This window comes from Pantoea sp. EKM10T, assembly GCF_011800685.1.
Lineage (GTDB): Bacteria > Pseudomonadota > Gammaproteobacteria > Enterobacterales > Enterobacteriaceae > Pantoea > Pantoea agglomerans.
Genome location: NZ_JAALEU010000002.1, coordinates 481,507 through 498,543, shown reverse-complemented (window position 1 = coordinate 498,543; position 17,037 = coordinate 481,507). Strand labels below are relative to the sequence as shown.

The window sequence follows — 17,037 nt, the reverse complement described above, 5'->3', positions numbered from 1 at the left end:
TTTTTGACTACGTTTCCGCCTGCGAATTTTCAGCGGTTAAATCGGGCAGCGCATCTGCGTCGCTTCCCGCCCGCACCGGCGAAGGATCGGCAGCAAAACCACGCAGACCGACCACATGCACATGCTCGGTGTTATTAAACACCTTACGCACCAGTTTGTAGGTCGTGCCTTTTTCCGGACTGATATTCTCCGGTGCTGCAATCACCAGCTGCATCTCCAGTCGCTCACAGAGTTCAAACAGCGTGGCGATGGAGCGGGCATCAAGACGGGCCGCTTCATCAAGGAACAGCAGTCGGCATGGCGAAATATCTTTGCCGCGCAGACGACGGGACTCTTCTTCCCAGCTCTGCACTACCATCACCAGAATGGACATACCGGTACCGATCGCTTCACCGGTTGAGAGCGCCCCGCTCTCTGCGCGCAGCCAGCCATCGGAACCGCGATTGACTTCCACTTCCATCTCCAGATAGTTGCGGTAGTCCAGCAGCTCCTCACCGATGGTCTGCGGCGTACGCTGCCCCATGTCGATATGCGGATTAAGACGCTGGTAGAGCTTCGCCAGCGCCTCAGAGAAGGTCAGGCGATTGCTGTTAAAGAGATCCTGATGCTGCTCGTGCTCTTCCGACAGCGTATCCAGCAGCATGGCGTGGGTTTCACGCACGTTCACGTTGAGCCGCACGCTGCGTACCTGACCAAAGCTGACGGTCTGCAGGCCCTGGTTGAGCTGGCGGATACGGTTCTGTTCACGCTGGATCGTTTTACGGATGATGTTGGCCGCACTGCGCGAACTGATTGCCAGCATCTGCTCACGCGCCGTCAGCTCTTCCGTCAGACGGTTCAGTTCGATTTCCATCTGCTCAATTGCTTCGACCGGATCGTCAGTACGAATAATATCCTGACGAATACGCTCGCGCAGATGCTGATAAACCGCAATAAAGAACTGAATTTTACGTTCCGGACGTTTTGGATCTTCCGACAGTCGCAGCACGTCTCGCAGATGTTCGTTGTCCGCCACCGCCAGACGCAGCGCACCCAGCGCTTTATCCGACATAGAGCGCAGCTCATCGCCGCTCAGGTAGGCCAGTTCACGGCGATGCAGACGACGCTCAACGCCATTCTCTTTCACCAGACGCAGTACGGTACACCAGCCCGCTTTGGCGCTGACCACCTGCTCACGCACCTGATGATACTGACGCTCCAGCTGACGCAGTCGCTTCTGCAGGTTATCCATCTCCGCTTCGCAGAAGGTAAGCTGTTTCTCCAGCTGATTGCGGCGGGCGCGGTTATGACTTAGCGCCGTGTAGAGTTCGTCACGGCGAACACGCGCGCGTTCTTCGGCGCTGCTGTCAGCCTGGACGCCAATGTCCTGCATCTCCTGCTGCAGCTCTTTGAGCATGTCACGCTTGGCGTCATAGGCGCTTTTCAGCGAGGCCAGCACCTGGGAGTATTGCGTCAGCTGCGCCTGATGTTCACGCAGGCGATCACGACTGCGGCTGCGTTCGCCCTCAGCCTGCTCCAGACGCTGACGCAGCTTATCGCTGAGGTCGTTGTTGCCATTGAGCATGCTGGCCGAATCGTCGTAGCTGAAGTGGGCGCGACGCTGCACCACCTCTGTCAGGGCAAAGGCCTGCTGACGCGCGTTGCGCTGCTGCTGCTGCGCCTGCTGATAATCCGCCTGTAACTGCTCATGCTGTTCCGGATCGCTCTGCAACACGGCGATAATCGGTTCCAGTTTCGCCAGCTTAGCACCATGCTGATGCAGGAAGCGCGCCGCTTCCTGTGCGGCATCGACCTGCTCGCGGATCTCTTCACAGCGATCGCCCAGCGTGTCGTCCAGCAGCAGATTGACGCGTGGCAGCAGCCGGTTTAACTGTGACACACCCTCTTTGGCCAGCTCATACTGCTGACGCTGCTGCTGATTGTTGCTCTCATGCTGATTCAGCGCGCGCTCCAGCTCACCCCGGCGCGCGCCGAGCTGACGGATCTGCGCTTCCGGATCGGCGTCAAAGGCGACGGCCAGATGACTGCCGATAAAGCGGCTGAATGACTGATGCAGACGCTGCGTTTTCTGCACGTCGAACGACAGCGTGGCGTAGCGTTCGGCCAGCTTATCGCGCTCAAGGTGCAGCAGCTCCAGCTGATTCTCACGCGCCGCGCGGCCAAACAGCGGTATTTTCGGGAAGCGGGAGTAGCGCCACTGACGCTCCGCCACCTTCACCACCACTGCATTCTGCAGTTCATCGACGCTGAAGACGCTGTCATCGAACGACTGCGGATCACCCTCGATCAGGTAGAGATCTTCCGGACACTCTTCCAGACCATCCAGCAACTCACGAACGCGCGAGAGATCCGGCACCACAATCGCATGACGCGACGGACCGTAGAGCGCCGAGAAGTAAGGCGCATCATCCAGCGTCACATCATCGTAAATCTCTGACAGCAACACGCCGCCAAACCGTTCTGCCAGCTGGGTCAGGCGCGCATCTTCCGCACCGCCTGGCTGGCTAAGACGTTCAATCTGCCGCTCGATATCGCGTTTACGCGCCGCCACTTCGTCGCGCTCGACGGTGGTTTCACGCTCACGCTCCAGCAGCTGCTGCATATATTCGGTGACGTCCTGGCTGCTGTTCAGCGTCTGGCCGGTCTGTTCGCTGAGCTGAGTCAGGATCTCTTGCGCCGCCAGCCAGTGTGGCGCACGGGCGGTCAGGCTGGTGATGCGTTCGCGCAGCTGCTCCAGCTCCTGGCGCATCATCATGCGCTGCTCACCGGCGTCGGAGACGCTGCTATTCAGCTGTTCAATCTGTGCTTCAAGCTCCTGCTGCAGGCCTGCCAGCGCATCCGCTTCATAATGCTGCCCCTGACGCTTGCAGAACTCCGCCAACAGGCGCTCCGCCTCATGCTGCTCGCGCAGACGCTGTTCCAGCTCATTGAGACGCAGACGCAGCGACGAGAGCTGTTCGGCGTGATGACGCTGGTTGCTGGCATCACGCAGCAGTTCGCGGCCGGTTTGCCAGGCGTCCTGACGGGTCACGTCACCGGCAATGCTGGTCACCAGCGCCAGCGCCTGTTCAAACTGACTGTGCGCTGCTTCCGCTACGCTCAGCTTCTGCTCCAGGCGCAGCAACCGTTCTGTCGCCTCTTCCTCTTTGGCCTGGAAGCTTTCCTGCCATTCAGCCGCATTGTCAATGCTCAGATCGGGCAGCTGGCAGAGCGTGCGGGCGCGTTCCAGCGCCTGCAATGCCTGCTGATACTGGATAGCGCGGGTTTGCTGCACGTCGAGCGCCTGCTGGAAATCGGCCAGCTGGCTTTTCAGCTCATCTACTTCCAGCTCAGCCGCTTCGGCCCGCGCTTCATTCTCTTCCTGAATTTCACGCGCTTCGGCGACCACTTCGGTCTGCTCTTCCAGCCGCAGCGTCAGATCTTCGATATCCGCATCGTAGCGTTCAATCTTCTCCTGCTGACGCATCGCCGTCTGTACCAGGTTCAGGTGATCGCTGGCGGCCTGATAATCGACTTCTAGATCGCTTTCTGCACCACTGTGCTCGGCCAGTTCGCGCGCCATCTCAACATGACGATACTGCTCGGTGGCGAGCTGCTTACGGCTGCTGAACAGTTCGCTGCGCAGCTGTAACGCGCTGTCGAGGTGTCCCCGACGCTCGTTGGCGTGGCGCATATAGTCAGCCGAAACGTAGCTGGTCGCCTCGGAGATCAGATGCTTGAAGAGATCGCGGTCAGACTGGGTAACGCGGATCGCCTCCAGCGTCATGCGGTTCTCGCGCAGCGCGGCCTCCATATCCTGGAATGCTTTGCGCACGCCACTGTTTTCTGGCAGCAGGTAATCACGCAGCGATCGGGTGATGGCGCTGGAGATACCGCCATACAGCGAGGCTTCAATCAGACGATAAAACTTGCTGCGATCGCTGGCAGAGCGCAGACGACGCGGCACCACACCAAGATCAAACAGCATGGCGTGATAATCGGTGACTGAGTTATAGGCGCGGAACTGCACGCCTTCCTGCGCCTCAACCCGATCTTTGACTTCGTTCAGCGGCAATACGCGAGCCTGACGGCTGTTGAGCACTTCCGTCAGCATATCGGTTGGGTTGGTGTCGGTGGGCAGGCCATGAATACTGAATGGCTTGATATCGACCTTTTTATCGCGTCCGGCGACCTGTTGCAGACGGACACCGACCACGACACGCTGATGGCGTGAGTTCACCACATCCAGCATGGAGTAGCAGACGCCAGCCCGCAGTTTACCGTGCAGACCCTTGTCACGGGATCCTGATGTCGCGCCCGCTTCGGTGGTATTACGGAAGTGCAGCAGCGTTAAATCGGGGATCAGCGCGGTGACAAATGCCGCCATCGTGGTGGACTTACCCGCACCGTTACCGCCTGACAGCGTGGTCACTAATTCATCGAGATCAAAGGTACGGGCAAAAAAGCCGTTCCAGTTGATCAGCGTAAGCGAACGAAACTTTCCGCGCTCAATCATGCCTGTTCTTCCTCTGCGTTCTCACTCGCGTCGCCTTCCTGTCCTTCACCGTCATCGGTGTCGACTGGTGCTGTCGCGTTTTCCAGTAGCATGGCTTCGCCATCACGAATCAGACGAAGCTGCGCTTCACGGACGTCATCACCGCCGCGCACGTCGGCACCAAAGCGGAACACCGATTCCGTGATGCGGAACTTGCTGCTGTCATTGCCGAAAAACCACACCATGCCAAGGCGACGCAGGCGGCTCAGAGAGGCGCGCACTTTCTCCTGCAGTTTGGTGCGATCCAGATCCGAACCGGTTGAACGCTGGTTGACCAGCTTCAGCAGGCGGTTCTCATCGGCCAGAGAGAGCAGTTCGTCGTACAGCTCCTGCTGGGTGAAGATACCTTCATTGGCCAGTCGTTCCGGGCTGAGATAGAGATAGCAGAGAATCTTCCCGACCATCATATCCAGCTCAGAGAGCACGGAACGCGGAATCAGCGTGGTTGAACGCGGACGCAGATAGAAAAAGCCTTCCGGCGCACGGATTAACTCAACGTTATAGCGGCTGTAAAACTCTTCGAGAAACGACTGGTAGTCCATCAGAAAAGCGTGATTATCCAGCTCTTCGATACCGATATGGCGTCCGGCGCGTAACTGGCTGTCCAGCGCGGGAAAAATCGGGTTGGCCAGTGCCTGTGCCAGCTTAACCGGCATCACTTGTTCAATATTTGTCGATGACATGTGCCTGCACCTTGGCTCCGTAATCATTGATGGCTTGCCATTCCACAGGCAAACCGGCTAAATCAGCTTCCGCTACGCCAAGGCGCACTGCCTGATCCACCACAATACGCGCCAGATCGAAATGGCGGGCTCGGGGATACTGGGCCAGGTAGTCGCGCATCACTGACGCGAGGTTGAGCGGTTTTTGTTGCGATTTGTAGACCTGCAGCGCTTCTTCAATCATCGCTGCCAGCTGTTCGCGGATTTCGTTGATCTCCTCGTACTCCATCTCCGGCGGCAGTTCGCCCATCACTTCGTCGTTACGCAGCGTCAGCGCCTCATCACGCATGTCATACAGGCGGTCGGCGTTGGCATAGGTCAGCGCCCAGGGCGCGTCGAAGTAATTCTGCACCGATACCCGCAGGCGCTGCGCAAAGACGCGGTTTTTATCCATGTCGATGGCGGTACGAATAAATTTATGGACGTGGCGGTCATAGCCGATCCAGAGGTCAATCGCCTGCTGGCCCCAGCTGGTAATACGGTCGAGTTTGCTTTGCAGATCAAACACCAGCTTATCGACGAAGCCTAGATCGGGACTGTCCAGCGTGGCATCCTGAATGCGCAGCAGATTTTCCTGAAGTTTGTCGCCCGCGGCTTCAAGCGTATCCTGCAGTTCACGCAGCGTTCCTGAGGTTTCAGAAAGCAGCATTTCACAGCTGGAGATGGCCGCGCGCCAGTCTTTGTTCAGCAGTTCGGCGATATCATTTTTAACCGCCTGCTGCTGTTCATCCATCAGACGCTGGGTCATATCGATGCTGTCGAAGATCTCCGCCACGGAATATTTCAGCGGCGCGAAAACATTGCGGTGCCAGTGAAACTCATCACCGTTTTCCTGCGCAGCATCGGCTGCCCGCTTAAGCTCATTGGCCACAATCGACAGCTGCATCGACAGGCGCAGGGTCGAGAACTCACGCTGACGGATGTAATAGTCGGTGATGCCGATCGCCAGCGGCGTCAGGCGATAGATGGCATTGCCTTCCGTGATTTCGCTGGTAAAACGGTTGAGCAGGCGCTGTCGCACCATGTCGTTGATGGCGTTGTTGGCACGAACCAACACGGTTTCATGGGTTTGTTCGAAAGCTTTACTGACGTGACGGAAAGCATCAATCAGATCGCCTTCGCTCATTTCGCCATCCATCCGCTCACCGTTGAGGGTGGCGATAGCCAGCAAAAAGGCCAGACGTTCCACTGGCAGCGCAAGGGAAAAGTCATTTTTGCGCGCCCAGGAGACCAGTTCAGGTACCGTCTGGGAAAATTCACTCATAATTCGTCCTTCTGCCCGGGTTTACGCGCGGTCACGTGGATGTAGCGCCCTAAGCTCAAAAAGGGTTCCTGACGGCAGTAACGCCGCTCCATCTCAATAATTTCGTCGTCGCTTTTTGGCTCGCCCTTCGGCGGCTTCATGTAGTCACTGAACACCCGGATCCCGGCACGCTGCTCAATCACAAAGCCACACGCCTCCAGCCAGCGATAGACCTGCTCGGGGTCGCGCGGATAGTCAGGCGACAGCGTTCGCTTTTTGCGTTTGGTCAGGTTGGTGCGCAGATAGCCGAAGTTACCCAGCGTTAAGGTGCGCAATGTCAGGCCGTGCAGATTGTAAAACATCAGCGACATGACGCCCCCCGGACGCAGCAGATCGAACAGCGCTTTCAGCACCTTCTCCGGTTCAGCGACCCACTCAAGCACAGCGTGGAACAATACCAGATCCACCGGCTTATCCAAATGTTCACCCACCTGCTGAGCGCTAATTTGTCTGAATTGCATGTTGTGGCTCACACCCTGTGCCGCTGCATTTTCCGCGGCCCGGCGCAGCATCTCGCTGGAAAGGTCGCACAGCAGAACCTGATGGCCCTGCGCAGCAAGCCCGCTGGAGACCTGGCCGACACCGCCGCCAGCATCCAGCACCGATAGCGGGTGCGGTGACAGACCGGGCAGAATCTTCTCCAGCTCATCCCAGAGAATGGCCTGGCGTATCTTCCCTTTAGTGGTGCCGTAAATATTTTGCGAAAATTTATCCGCGAGATCGTCAAAGTTACGATCCTGCATGGCATGCGCTCCGGTATGCTGCGGTGAGACTTGTGCTATTTTGTCACAGGCACCAGAAGAATGAACCTTTCATCCCCATCTTCCCTTCCGGGTGCTCTATTTTCGGACAACAGGACTCTTTTTTGATGTTATTTACCCTTAAAAAAGTTATCGGCGGGCTGCTTTTACCCCTGCCGTTTCTGCTTTTGCTGATGGCGCTTGGCATTTTACTGCTTTGGTTTACTGGCTGGCAGAAAAGCGGCAAAACCGTGATCTCCGTCAGCTGGCTGTTACTGCTGCTGCTGAGCCTGCAACCGCTGGCCGATCGTCTGCTTTTGCCGCTGGATAGCCGCTATCCGACCTGGAACGGATCAGAGAAGGTGGAGTTCATTGTGGTGCTGGGTGGAGGCTACACCTTTAACCCGGCGTGGGCGCCCAGCTCGAACCTGCTGAATAACAGTCTGCCGCGCGTGGCAGAAGGCGTTCGTCAGTGGCAGCGGAATCCGCAGTCGAAGCTGATTTTTACCGGCGCAGCGGGCGGCACCAATCCAAAGAGTAGCGCCTGGGTAGCGGCACAGGTGGCGGAAAGTCTGGGCGTTCCCCGCGAACATGTTCAGATTCTCGACCAGCCCCGCGACACCGCGGATGAAGCGCAGGCGGTCAAAACCGTGGTGGGCGATCGCCCGTTTCTGCTGGTCACATCCGCGAATCATATGCCGCGGGCAATACGCTTTTTCCACGCTGTCGGGTTGAAGCCGATGGCTGCTCCCGCGAATCAGCTGGCGATTACGTCACCGCTGAATGGATGGGAACGGGCGATACCCTCATCGACCTGGCTGAGTCACAGCGAACGTGCGGTCTACGAAACGCTTGGCACACTATTGCAACAGCTGAAAGGCGAGGAGTCGGACTCAGCCGAGCCAGGGAAGTAATTGCGCGCGTGCATGGTCAAAACGCGGACGATTAAACGTGCCGGTCTGTACCAGATGCTCAATGCAGTCCCACAGTTGATAAACCCACCGACGCCAGACAAAACCCTCTGAAACCGGCGCCCGTTGCAGGTAATTGTGCAGCAGCGCCGTTTCGGCAGGCGAGGTATCCAGATGGATAAGATCGTATTCACGGGGTGCCCAGAGGATGGTGCCCGGCTGTGTCATCGCGATTAACTGGTCACTGCGGTTATCTTTCAGCATGCTCTGCAGCTGAATGTTGCCGTGAACCATCACACAGGGATCGTCGAAGCCGCGAAACAGATGCGCCAGTCGTGCCCGGCAGCGAAACAGAATCTGACGATCTTCCAGCGTAAAGGCTGGAGGACGCAGATAGCTCAGGGTCGCCCATAGCACCTCAACCCGTTGTGCATACCAGGCGGGCCAGCTGTTCTGCTGCGTGCTGTCCACCGTACCGACCAGGCCATGGCTGTCGAGCCGGTGCCAGGCCAGCACTCCCTCGACCACCTGTTCGCAAAACTGTTGCCAGCGCTGAGCATCCCGCGCAGGCGCTTCCGCCGTCACGCCATTCAGTCGCGCCAGCAGGAGCATTTCATGCACCGGCGGCTGCTGGCTCATCACCAGACCATAGACCGCTGGCACGGCGATCAGTCCGGCCTGGCCCAGCAGCGCCAGCTTTCTGGCTTCCATCGCCGCCCGGCCCTGATGACGAAAATATTTCGCCACCACCGGCATGGGGCGCCCGTCCCGATCGTATAACGCATAAAGCCGGGTGGGTGGATGTTCACTGATCATTTCGAGGCGGCTGATGGTTTCACCCAGCGCCAGCGTGAGTTCCGATTTAAGCTGTTCCATGCGGCATCCTCCTCAGATGAGTATCACAATATCCTGAAGGAAGTGTTGGAGATAAGTTTAGCGGCGGATCAAGAACGTTGCGCTGAAACGGGGAGACAGGCTCCCCGCTTGTCAGGCCTGCATGGCATCACGAACGCGTTGCAAATCGTCTGGCGTATCCACACCCACACTGGGAATGGTTTTCGCGACGGCGACATGAATTTTTTCGCCGTACCATAAAACACGCAGTTGCTCGAGCAGCTCAATCTGTTCCAGAGGACAAGGCGCCCAGGCGACATAGCGGCGTATAAAACCAGCACGGTAAGCGTAGATGCCAATGTGGCGCAGCAGCGTATCACCGATCTGCTCGCGCGATGCGGCGTACCGTTCACGATCCCAGGGTATGGTCGCCCGTGAAAAATAGAGCGCGTAGCCATTCACATCCATGACGACTTTCACCGCATTCGGATTAAAAGCTTCTTCCACATCGGTGATCGGCACCGCCAGCGTCGCCATCCCGGCCGCCGACCCCGCCAGATTGGTCGCCACCTGACGCACAATCTCGGCCGGAATCATCGGCTCATCGCCCTGCACGTTTACGATGATTTCATCATCGGCAAACTGATATTTTTCGATCACTTCCGCCAGTCGCTCAGTGCCAGACTGGTGATCGGCGCGCGTCATGCAGACTTCGCCGCCTGCCGCTTCCACTGCCTGCGCCACGTCGGGATGATCGGTGGCAACAATGACCCGGCTGGCACCCGATTCACGGGCCCGCTCCATTACATGCACGACCATCGGTTTACCGTGGATATCGAGCAGCGGCTTGCCGGGTAAGCGGGTTGACGCATAACGCGCAGGAATGATAGCGGTGAAACTCATGGATGAATCTCTTCAACTGACAGCGTGCGGGCTTCGGTTTCCAGCAGCACCGGAATGCCGTCCCGGACCGGGAAGGCCAGGCCATCAGGTTTGCAGATCAGCTCCTGTTGAGCATTGTTGAAGTAGAGTTTGCCATTGCAAACCGGGCAGGCAACGATTTCGAGTAAACGATGATCCATATGTCCTCCATCAGGGACCGAATGCTTAAGGATTCAAGCATACCATAGCGCGGCGCGTGCGGGATGGGGTAAAACGCCATCCCGCAGCGGCTGCCGCAAAATTGATTAATCCAGCGTCCACAGGGCTGGCCACTGATCGTTAAGCGCGTCGGGTGCCTGCAGGATAGCGACACTTTCAGCACCCTGCCACGTCGCGAAGCGTTCGATAGCACGCCGGATATCCAGCAAAAATCGCGCCGTAACGCGGGTCTTCTCCTCCAGCCAGATATTTTTAATCTCCAGCTGTTTTGCCTGACGCAGCATGCGGGCATCCAGCCGCCCTTTTATCTGGCCGCGATGGAGGATGGGCAAAACAAAATAGCCAAATTTGCGTTTTTCCTCTGGGGTATAGCACTCAATACGGTAGTCAAAATTGAACAGCTCACGCGCACGCTTGCGATCCCAGACCACCGGATCAAACGGTGACAGCAGCGCGCTGTGCGTCGCCTGCAGCGGCGTATCCAGCAACGGCACGTAGTCACGATGCAGCCACATCTCACCTAGTCCCTCTGTATTGACGGCGACCAGATCGCCCGCAGCCTGGGCGTCAGCGATAAAGTTGTTCACGGGTGCCCGCTTCAGGCGATAGTAATCCGCCAGCCAGGCCGAGCGGAAAACCCCTAAGCTGCGGGCGCTATTCATCAGCATCTGACGGGTCGCCTCCGCTTCACTGATGCCATGTATCGCATCCTGCCAGTCGGGCATTACGCGGCTGCGAAGATCGTAGACGCGCTGAAAATTACGGCGTTCGGTGACCATCAGCTCACCGGCGCTGAAGAGATTCTCCAGATGACGTTTGTGCGGTTTCCATGCCCACCAGCCTGACTTCGGGTTATCGGCATGGGTAAAATCGGCGGCGCGTACCGGGCCGTTGTCTCTGATCTGCTGAAGTAATTCGGCAATGGCCTGCTGGTGCTCAGCGACCCATTGCGCACTGTATTTCCAGCCCAGACGTTCCGGCGACAGCATGCGATGACGAAGAAGTCGGTAATCGGCACGGGGAATAAAGCAGGCTTCGTGCGCCCAGTACTCAAAGAGTTCGCCCTGTGCCAGAGCCTGTTCCAGCCATGCCTGAGGATAGTTCCCAAGGCGACTGAACAGCACCAGATACGGACTACGGGCCACCACATGAATGGTATCGATTTGCAGCAGCGACATGCGGGAAATGCAGTCAATCAGATCCTGATAAACAGCACGTTTTGCCGGAGTTCGCAGCAGGCCCTGCGCGGCGAGATGAAGGTGGCGTGCTTGCTGAAACGAAAGTGAATGCGTACTGTTCATCCTCTTCCTTATCAGGCTTCACCTGAACGGGGGCGGGTATCAGGAAATATGGCGGCAGAGTTGTTCAATGTCATCCAGTAACGGCGTCACGGCATTACCAGTTAAATGGGCATCGACCGGCAAATACCACCAGTCAGGCTGGGCAAAGTGACGGCATTTCACCGCGTCTTTTTCGGTCATCAGCAGTTGCTGACCCGCCTGGAGTAATCGGGTCAGTTCATCTTTGCTGTAGGCATGATGATCGGCAAAGGCGATCTCTGCGACCGGCGTTATACCCTGCTGTTTCAGCGTGGTGAAAAAACGCGGGGGATGACCAATACCGGCCATGGCGACTACCGCACCCAGTTGCTCCGGCGGGCAGGTTTCACCGGTCAGCAGATTGGTGGCCAGCCCGGGCTGAAGTTGCATGGCAATCTCGTCGGGCTGTGCTTCGCCGCCGTTAATGATCACGGCATCGACCTGCTGCAGACGATCGGCACGTTCACGCATCGGACCGGCAGGCAACCACCAGCCATTACCAAAGCGACGGACCCCATCAACCACCACGATTTCGCGATCGCGCTGCAGGGCGTAATGTTGCAGGCCATCATCCGTGATGATCACATCCAGCGAACCCTGTTTCAGTAACGCCTCAATCGCCCGTCGCCGTTGAGGGGCGACCGCGACCGGCGCCCCGGTGCGCTGGGCGATCAATACCGGCTCATCCCCGGCCTGTTCGGTGGGGGTCTGCGCCGTGACCAGCAAGGGATAGTGGTCCGCCTTGCCGCCATATCCTCGGGAGACCACGCCAGCGCGCAGGCCGCGCTGCTGTAACGCCTCGACCAGCCAGATGACCACCGGCGTCTTTCCATTCCCGCCAGCAGTCAGGTTACCTACCACCACGACCGGCAGAGGCGCACGCCAGCTTTTACGCCAGCCGCGCCTGTAACTGAAGCGTATCAGGGCCGTGATCGCACCATACAGCAGGCTGAATGGCCATAGCAGCAGCCATAGCGGTGAGCGACCACTCCAGATACGTTCAATCATTGGCCGAACTGCATCTTGTGCAGCTGTGCATAGGCACCGCGTTCTGCTAACAGCACCTGATGCGTACCGCGTTCAACAATCTGGCCATCTTCAATTACCACGATTTCATCCGCTTTCTCGATGGTAGAGAGTCGGTGTGCAATCACCAGCGAGGTACGGTTCTTCTGCAACTCATCCAGTGCAGACTGAATCGCGCGTTCAGACTCGGTATCCAGCGCCGAGGTGGCTTCATCGAGGATCAGGATCGGGCAATCACGTAACAACGCACGGGCAATGGCAATACGCTGACGCTGACCGCCAGATAACAGCACGCCATTCTCGCCAATCATCGTATCCAGGCCCTTATCCATTTTATTGATAAAGTCCATGGCATGCGCCATGGTGGCCGCCTGCTCGATCTCTTCACGGCTGTATTGCTCACTGCGGGCATACGCGATGTTATTGGCAATCGTGTCGTTGAAGAGGTGCACATTCTGTGACACCAGCGCCACCTGATTACGCAATGAGCGCAGGCTGTACTCACGCAGATCATGACCGTCCAGCAGGATTTCGCCCTGCTGGATATCATAAAAGCGGGTCAGCAGGCTCGCCATCGTAGACTTACCGGAACCGGAACGGCCCACCAGCGCCACCGTTTTTCCTGCTGGCAGCGACAGATTGATATTACGCAGTGCCGGAATTTCACGACCTGGGTAGGTAAAGGTCACATCACGGAATTCAATATCCCCTTTAGCACGGGTGATTTCGCGCGTACCGTTATCTACTTCCTGCTCACTATCCAGAATAGAGAACAGTGTCTGACAGGCCGCCATCCCACGCTGGAACTGGGCGTTGACGTTGGTCAGAGACTTAAGCGGGCGCATCAGGGCAATCATCGAGGAGAAGACCACGGTGATGGTACCGGCTGTCAGGGTATCCATGACGCTGGGGAAGCTGGCGGCATAGAGCACAAAAGCCAGTGCCAGCGACGCGATCAGCTGAATAATCGGATCGGAAATGGAGGAGGCTGAAACGAGTTTCATTCCCTGCTGACGCATCCGGTTACTGACGCGGGAAAAGCGCTCCGATTCAATGTCCTGTCCGCCAAAAATCAGCACTTCTTTGTGCCCTTTCAGCATCTGCTCGGCGCTGGTTGTCACCTGCCCCATAGTGTTCTGCATACTTTTGCTGATGGTGCGGAAGCGCTTAGAGACGGTGCGGATAGCAAAGGAGACGATAGGTGCCAGTACAATCAGGATCAGCGACAGCTGCCAGCTGTAGTAGAACATCATGATAAACAGGCCAATAATGGAAGCCCCTTCACGCACTACGGTGACCAGCGCGCCCGAAGAAGAGGAGGCGACCTGCTCAGAATCGTAAGTAATGCGTGACAACAGGGTGCCGGTTGACTGCTGGTCGAAAAACGAAACCGGCATGCCCATCATATGGCTGAACAGACGACGGCGGATGTTCATCACGACGTTGCCAGAGACCCAGGAGATGCAGTAGCTGGAGATATAACTGGTGACTCCGCGTACCAGCATCAGGCCAATAACCACTAACGGCAGCCACAGCATCACCGATCTGTCAGCTTTACCAAAACCATCATCCAGTAACGGTTTCAACAGTGAGAGCATTAAGGCGTCGCCCGCAGCATTAATAATCAGGGCGACTGAGGCCGCAATTAATCCCGCTTTATTAGGCGCGATCATCGGCCAGAGTCGGCGAAACGTCTGCCACGTAGAGAGATCTTTATCTTGATGCATTATTTATTCACGCTGTTGGAAATAGCCGGCCATTCTACCTGGATTCGCGTTTGACGCCAAACCACTGATGATACCAACGGGGCATTAATTGTTCCCGCAGGGTAGAAACCTGCGCTCTGCCCTGCTCTATCCTGATACTGATTTGTCCTGACTGGCCCGTATCCAGCCACTGAAAACCGGCCGTTCGATAGTTTTCCAGCACATTTTTCGCGGGCATACGCCATGCATTGTAGCGTGCCAGCGAGGCGATAGCGGTGTGGCCTGCGGCTTTACGCAGCAGCAATGAGGTCGACGACGTCCGGCTACCGTGGTGCGGGACCTGCAGAATATCGACCTTCAGCCCCTGCTTCTCCAGCGCCACCAGCTGGCGTTCCGCTTTCGCTTCAATATCACCGGTTAACATCAGCCGGACCTGACCATCATCGACGATCACCACACAGGAGTCATTATTTCCGCCCGGCAGGGGTGCCGTCAGCGGCCAGACCACCCGAAAGTGGAGCTGCCGCCAGCGCCACTGCGTGCCCCGTACGCAGGGTAAGTGTGCCTCATCAGCCAGCGCACTTCTGACTTCAACCGCTGGCCAGCGTTGAGTAATCGCCGCCAGCCCGCCAGTATGATCCAGATGTTTATGACTCAGGATGACCTGTTTTAACCGTAACTGCCTGCGCTCCAGCCATGGAATGATCACCCGACTCCCCGCATTATCGTTCTGCCAGCGCGGGCCGGTGTCATACATCACGGCCTCGTCGCCCTGGCTGATCACCAGACTCAGACCGTGCCCGATATCCAGCATATCGATGCGCCAGCCCTGCTCCTGATTTGGCTGGCGACTCAGTATCATCGCCAGCGCTAAGGCGCAGCTGCTTAGTGGCAGAGAGAAGAAGAGCTGCGCACGCCAGAGAGTCAGGCCGCCCCATACCATAACCGTAAACCAGGTTGTGCCACTCAGCGGCCACCAGCCTGGTGGCAGCAACGTCAGGCAATGAAACAGTGCACGTAAAGAGAGATCGGCCGCTCCCCAGAAGAAGCCAGATAAATGCGCCACCGGCAGCAGCAGGGCGAGCGTCACCAGAGGCATGGTAATAAACGAGACGACCGGAATCGCGACAACATTCGCCACCAGCGCAGTCAGGCTGATGCCGTTAAAAATCGCCACCTGCAACGGCACCATTAAAATCATCATGCCCGCCTGTAAATGCAGCAACTGTACCGGAATCCAGCGCCGTTGCTGACGGAACGCCGCAGGCAGCGGGAACCAGTGATACCAGACCAGCAGCATGCCCACAGCCAGTACCGAGAGCCAGAAGCTGTCAGAGAGCACGGTCAGCGGGTCGGTTACCAGCAGCAATGCAATACAGAACGTCCAGACCTGCCAGCTATTCAGCTGAACTCCCGCAAACCGTGTTATCGCCCATAGCGTCAGGGCAAGCAGCGAACGCTCTGCGGGAGGCTGTGCACCGGAGAGCCAGGTATAGATTGCAGCAAACAGCCAGCTCACGATGAGGGGGAAAAGATAGCTGATATAACGGGCTGGCAAGATAAATTGCACCCCACGCGCAATCATCCAGCCGGTGCTGGCGGCCAGGGCGATATGCATGCCCGATATCGCCATCAGATGCGCGGTACCGGTATCCCGCAGTAGCTGACGCGTCTGCTGGCTCATCTCATCCCGAATGCCAAAAGCCAGTGCCTCCAGCGTTGCACGTGCAGGCATTGCACGGGTCCTGTCACGATGCCATAAAATAAATCGCCAGCGGCTATCACAGCGATCGCTTACCGCAGTCTGCTTAAGGATTCGTCCCTGAAGCGGCGTATTATTAGCCAGTGCAAAACGCTGCGCATCAAAATCGCCCTCATTAAGGCGGGCATGTACCGGTCGCAGACGCAGTTTCATCGTCCAGCGTTGTCCTGGACAGTAGACCTCCGGATCAGCATCAAACCAGATCCAGGCAAAGCGAGGCGGAAAAATCATCCTGCCCTCCTCTTTCAGCAGACGAACCCGGATTTGCTTCCGCTCTTTCCGCAGTTCACTGATCTGAAGGGTGTAGGTGGCAGGACGCGCCGAGAACTTTTCGATATCCCGCACCATCAGACGGGCGTCGTTACAGGCCCATGCCAGAAACAGCAGAGTAATACCGGCCAGACGGACGGGTTGGTAAGGGCAATGCAGCAGAGCCAGTCCTGTGAGGAGGAAGCCCCCCATCACCTCACCGGAAGGCAGCCGGGCCATCAGCAATAGCGGTAACGTTGCAACGATCGCCAGTCGCGCCAGAACGGTCCATGTCAGCATAATCGTATCCATTGATTCAGTTCGATTATTCTGGGCAAAGGAAGTAAAAGTAATAGCGGATGATCAGGCAGGCTGGAGCGGTCTCACAAAGAGAGTGCTGTGTTGCAGTGTTGATGACAGCAATCCGGATGTCAGATCTGAGCCTGAATCGCAGGCAAAAAAAAACGACATCCGGAGATGTCGTTTATCTGGTTCGGTATCGGCTTAGCCGTAGATATTTGCGCGATCGCGCAGCTCTTTGCCTGGCTTAAAGTGGGGAACGTATTTGCCTTCCAGATCCACTTTGTCACCCGTTTTCGGGTTACGTCCAGTACGCGGAGCGCGATAGTGCAAAGAAAAGCTGCCGAATCCCCGGATTTCGATGCGTTCGCCCTGTGCCAGCGTAGTGGCCATGTGCTCAAGCATCTCTTTTACTGCATCCTCAACGACTTTCGCCGGTATATGAGTATGCTGTCCCGCCAGTCTTTCGATCAGTTCTGACTTGGTCATGTAACCTCCGGTTTATCCCTATGGGAATGTATGACAGCTTT

General features: G+C 57.2%; 13 protein-coding genes. 1 reads left to right on the top strand and 12 read right to left on the bottom strand.

The window, feature by feature from the left end:
• Nucleotides 1–7: 7 nt before the first annotated feature.
• From mukB to cmoM, 4 genes are read right to left on the bottom strand one after another with little or no spacing between them, the layout of a single operon-like run.
• Nucleotides 8–4,495 (bottom strand): chromosome partition protein MukB, encoded by a 4,488-nt coding sequence (gene mukB, locus HFD95_RS05870; protein WP_167429944.1) that lies wholly within the window; start codon nt 4,493–4,495, stop codon nt 8–10.
• Nucleotides 4,492–5,217, bottom strand: a complete 726-nt coding sequence (mukE, locus tag HFD95_RS05865) for a chromosome partition protein MukE (RefSeq protein ID WP_167429943.1) — start codon at nt 5,215–5,217, stop codon at nt 4,492–4,494. The genes mukB and mukE overlap by 4 nt, the downstream gene beginning before the upstream one ends.
• Complete coding sequence (gene mukF, locus HFD95_RS05860; RefSeq protein ID WP_010254963.1) at nt 5,198–6,520, bottom strand: chromosome partition protein MukF; 1,323 nt, start codon at nt 6,518–6,520, stop codon at nt 5,198–5,200. Before mukF ends, mukE begins: the two co-directional genes overlap by 20 nt.
• Nucleotides 6,517–7,302, bottom strand: a complete 786-nt coding sequence (cmoM, locus tag HFD95_RS05855) for a tRNA uridine 5-oxyacetic acid(34) methyltransferase CmoM (protein WP_010669764.1) — start codon at nt 7,300–7,302, stop codon at nt 6,517–6,519. Before cmoM ends, mukF begins: the two co-directional genes overlap by 4 nt.
• A 125-nt stretch (nt 7,303–7,427) precedes the next feature.
• On the opposite strand from cmoM, the gene elyC reads away from it, so the two are divergent.
• Nucleotides 7,428–8,213 carry an envelope biogenesis factor ElyC gene (elyC, locus tag HFD95_RS05850; RefSeq protein ID WP_167429942.1) on the top strand — a complete coding sequence of 262 codons (786 nt, stop codon included), beginning with the start codon at nt 7,428–7,430 and terminating at the stop codon, nt 8,211–8,213.
• Here elyC and HFD95_RS05845 read toward each other — a convergent pair.
• The 8 genes from HFD95_RS05845 to ihfB form a co-directional block, all read right to left on the bottom strand.
• The gene (locus HFD95_RS05845; protein ID WP_167429941.1) at nt 8,193–9,086 is read right to left on the bottom strand and encodes a fructosamine kinase family protein; all 894 of its coding nucleotides are present in this window, start codon (nt 9,084–9,086) and stop codon (nt 8,193–8,195) included. The genes elyC and HFD95_RS05845 overlap by 21 nt on opposite strands.
• A gap of 111 nt (nt 9,087–9,197) precedes the next feature.
• The gene (gene kdsB / locus HFD95_RS05840; RefSeq protein ID WP_010254955.1) at nt 9,198–9,947 is read right to left on the bottom strand and encodes a 3-deoxy-manno-octulosonate cytidylyltransferase; all 750 of its coding nucleotides are present in this window, start codon (nt 9,945–9,947) and stop codon (nt 9,198–9,200) included.
• Complete coding sequence (locus HFD95_RS05835; protein WP_003849374.1) at nt 9,944–10,126, bottom strand: Trm112 family protein; 183 nt, start codon at nt 10,124–10,126, stop codon at nt 9,944–9,946. Before HFD95_RS05835 ends, kdsB begins: the two co-directional genes overlap by 4 nt.
• 105 nt (nt 10,127–10,231) lie before the next feature.
• The gene (locus HFD95_RS05830) at nt 10,232–11,446 is read right to left on the bottom strand and encodes a winged helix-turn-helix domain-containing protein (RefSeq protein WP_010254953.1); all 1,215 of its coding nucleotides are present in this window, start codon (nt 11,444–11,446) and stop codon (nt 10,232–10,234) included.
• Between the two features lie 39 nt (nt 11,447–11,485).
• Nucleotides 11,486–12,472, bottom strand: a complete 987-nt coding sequence (gene lpxK, locus HFD95_RS05825) for a tetraacyldisaccharide 4'-kinase (RefSeq protein WP_010254951.1) — start codon at nt 12,470–12,472, stop codon at nt 11,486–11,488.
• Nucleotides 12,469–14,217, bottom strand: coding sequence for a lipid A ABC transporter ATP-binding protein/permease MsbA (msbA, locus tag HFD95_RS05820; RefSeq protein WP_010669759.1), 1,749 nt, complete (start codon nt 14,215–14,217; stop codon nt 12,469–12,471). Before msbA ends, lpxK begins: the two co-directional genes overlap by 4 nt.
• Before the next feature lie 34 nt (nt 14,218–14,251).
• Nucleotides 14,252–16,507, bottom strand: coding sequence for a DNA internalization-related competence protein ComEC/Rec2 (locus tag HFD95_RS05815; RefSeq protein WP_167429940.1), 2,256 nt, complete (start codon nt 16,505–16,507; stop codon nt 14,252–14,254).
• Nucleotides 16,508–16,711: 204 nt separating this feature from the next.
• Complete coding sequence (gene ihfB / locus HFD95_RS05810) at nt 16,712–16,996, bottom strand: integration host factor subunit beta (RefSeq protein ID WP_003849360.1); 285 nt, start codon at nt 16,994–16,996, stop codon at nt 16,712–16,714.
• Between the last annotated feature and the right edge of the window lie 41 nt (nt 16,997–17,037).